Annotated in this window: 2 protein-coding genes and 1 pseudogene; all 3 read right to left on the bottom strand. The window is 64.2% G+C overall.

What is annotated here, in order from left to right:
• Nucleotides 1-14 precede the first annotated feature (14 nt).
• Nucleotides 15-2,168, bottom strand: a complete 2,154-nt coding sequence (locus tag EN893_RS25630) for an indolepyruvate ferredoxin oxidoreductase subunit alpha (protein WP_127271584.1) — start codon at nt 2,166-2,168, stop codon at nt 15-17.
• Between the two features lie 101 nt (nt 2,169-2,269).
• Nucleotides 2,270-2,752 carry a MarR family transcriptional regulator gene (locus EN893_RS25625; protein WP_127270494.1) on the bottom strand — a complete coding sequence of 161 codons (483 nt, stop codon included), beginning with the start codon at nt 2,750-2,752 and terminating at the stop codon, nt 2,270-2,272.
• Nucleotides 2,752-3,233 (bottom strand): annotated as a pseudogene (locus tag EN893_RS25620) (NAD(P)/FAD-dependent oxidoreductase); the annotation flags it as partial. The gene EN893_RS25625 and the pseudogene EN893_RS25620, both read right to left, overlap by 1 nt.

Here is a 3,233-nt window from a genome sequence, read left to right as displayed (position 1 = left end):
GTGGGGGGACAGCGTCAAGCATCGGCGAAGGTCAGCCGCCGGCTTTCGCGGCGTCGCTGCAACAGGCTGATGGTGGCGCGGCGCGCGGCTTCCAGGAAACGGTCCCAGCGGCTCGGATTGTGGACGACGTCGGCGCGGTAGAAGGATGGGCAGAGCACTGCCGCATCGGCGACCTCGCCGCAATTGCCGCAGCCGACGCAGCTCTGGTCGATATGAGCGACCGGATCGTCGCGCAGCGGATCGTCTGTTGACTTGACCGACAGCGAGGGACAGCCGGACAGCCGCATGCAGGCATGGTCGCCCGTGCAGATATCCTCATCGACACCGAATTTCGGTTTCACGACACGGGTCCCGCCCTTGATCGCCTTGTCGACCAGCGGCTTTTCGCGGCGCTGCCGGTTGAGCATGCATTCGGACGAGGCGACGATGACCTTCGGCCCTTTCTCGTCCGTCGTCAGCGCCTCGCGCAGCGTGTCCTGCATCTTGGTCACGTCATAGGTGCGGTCGACATGGCGCAGCCATTTGACACCCATGCCTTTGACCGCCTCGGTGATCGGATGTTTCGTCGACTTGGTCTTGTTGCCGGCGCGGGACGAGAGGATGTCCTGCCCACCCGTGGCCGCCGAGTAAAAATTGTCGACGATGACGATGACGCCGTCGTTCTTGTTGAAAACCGCATTGCCGATCGAAGAGGTCAGGCCGTTGTGCCAGAAGCCGCCATCGCCGACGAAGGAGATCGAGCGGCGCTTGGCATCGGGCGAATTGAAGGCTGAGGCGGAGGCCGGGCCCAGGCCATAGCCCATGGTGGTGGCGCCGAGTTCGAAAGGCGGCATGATCGAGAACAAATGGCAGCCGATGTCGGATGCGATATGGTGCTTGCCGAGTTCCTGCTCGACCAGCTTGGTCGCGGCAAAGATCGGCCGTTCCGGGCAGCCTATGCAGAAGCCCGGCGGACGGCCCGGCACGACATTGATCAGGTCGGCTGCGTCGACGCCGTCACCGACCTTGTTGGGCGCGCGCACTTCGCCGGGCAGAAGATGCGGCGCATCGGCGCGCAGGAAGGCGCCGATGCCGTCAAGCATGACCTGGCCGGTGTATTCGCCGGCCATCGGCAGGTACTCCTTGCCGACCAGCCTGGTGCCGCGACCGGCCTTGTGCAGCATCGAAGCAAAGGCCTGTTCGATGTAGTTGGGCTGGCCTTCCTCGACGACCAGCACCGCCTGCTTGCCCTCGCAGAATGACAGGAACTCGTCATCGATCAGCGGATAGACGGCGTTGAGCACATAGAGCGGCACGTCGGTGTCGCCATAAATGTCGGCAAGGCCGAGCCGCTGCAGCGCGCGGATGACCGAATTGTACATGCCGCCCTGCAGGACGATGCCGACCGAACCATGATCCGAGCCGAAGAACTCGTTGATCTTGTTCTTGGCGATGAAGTCCACCGCCGCCGGCCAGCGCTTCTGCACCTTCTCCTTCTCATGCAGGAAGGACGCTGGCGGCAGCACGATGCGGCCGGTGTCGCGGCGCGGTGCGTCAAGCGCATCGGCGACAGTCATCGGCGGCCGTTTGTTGTCCTTGGCGATGAAATGGCCGTGGACGTGGCAGCAGCGGATGCGCACCTGCAGCATGACCGGCGTGTTGGAAATCTCCGACAGTTCGAAACCGTCCTCCACCGCCTTGACGATCGATGGCAGATTGGGGCGCGGGTCGAGCAGCCAGACCTGGCTTTTCATGGCGAAGGCGTGGCTGCGCTCCTGCATGATCGAGGAGCCCTCGCCGTAGTCCTCGCCGACGATGATCAGCGCGCCGCCGGTGACCCCGCCGGAGGCGAGATTGGCGAGCGCATCGGAGGCGACATTGGTGCCGACCGTCGACTTGAAGGTCGCGGCGCCACGGATCGGGTAGTGCACCGAGGCGGCCAGCATGGCGGTGGCGGTGGCTTCCGAGGCGCTGGCCTCGAAATGCACGCCGAGCTCGCCCAGGATATCCTGCGCGTCGGCCAGCACGTCCATCAGATGGCTGATCGGCGCGCCCTGATAGCCGCCGACATAGCCGACGCCGCATTGCAGCAGCGCCTTGGTGATAGCGAGGATGCCTTCGCCGGCAAACTCCTCGCCGGCGCCGAGCCGGAGTTTCTCGACTTCCTTGGCAAAAGACCGTTCGGCCATTTTTTCAATCCTTCCGTTACCGCCTGAGGCTGGCGGCGCGTAGGTCTATCTGCTTGAGCATGACCTCTTCCGAAAACCGGGATCCACTTTTCGGGGTCATGCTAGATGTCGTGCTTGCGAATGTTCTTCAGCATCTTCAAAAGCGTGGCGATGAGTGCGGAATATTCGGCGTCGTCGATGTCGTCGAACATCGCCTCGAAGGCATCGTGCATGGCCGGCCAGGCGCGGGTGAACTCGGCGCGGCCCTCATCGGTCAGGAACACATGGCGGATGCGGCTGTCGGTGACGCCCTGCTCGCGCCGTACCAGACCCTGGCCCTCCAGTGAGTCGAGCGTCCGGCTCAAGGTCGACTGCTCGATCACCGTATAGACCGAGAGGTCGTTGACGGTGATGCCGTCGGTGACCGACAGCACGGCCAGCGTGCGCACCTGCGGAATGGTCAGGCCCTGCTTGCGGAAATCGTCGCGCAAGGTGGCGTTGTAGCGGCCCATGATGCGGTTCATCAGATAGGGCGCGAATTGCTGCAGGCCGATCTGCCCCAGGGTCGAAATGCGCTGGCGCTTCTCAGTGACCTTCTCTTCCATCACAGCCTCCCCGCCAGGAGAAAGCCGGAACCGCCGCCAAGGCCGGCCCCCGGGTGGGTCGAGGCGCCGATATGGTAGAGGCCCTTGATGCCGGTCTGATGGTTGCGGCTGGTCTTGAACGGCCGCCAAAGGAAGGACTGGTCGATGGTCGAGGAACCGCCATAGGGATCGCCGCCGACCAGATTGATGTTCATCGCCTCGAGATCGGCCGGCGAATAGGCGCGCCGCGCAATGACGCTGTCCTTGAAGCCCTCGATATGGCTGGCGAGGATCGCTTCAGCGCGATCGGCATAGGCTTCGCGCAGCACATCGGTCCATTGCCCGTCCGCTGGTGCCTGCAGCTTGCCGGCGGCGTCGCCCTTGATGTGGCGAGGCGCCTCGGGTAGTTGCAGCCAGAGGACCGCCTTGCCTTCCGGGCAGCGCGACGGGTCGAGCGCATGCGGCTGGCCAACACAGATGGTCGGCACCTCCGGCAGCATAC

Source organism: Mesorhizobium sp. M7A.F.Ca.CA.004.04.2.1 (genome assembly GCF_004022825.1).
Taxonomy (GTDB): domain Bacteria; phylum Pseudomonadota; class Alphaproteobacteria; order Rhizobiales; family Rhizobiaceae; genus Mesorhizobium.
Note: the sequence above shows the minus strand (reverse complement) of the source record. Positions and strands in the feature narration are given on the sequence as shown.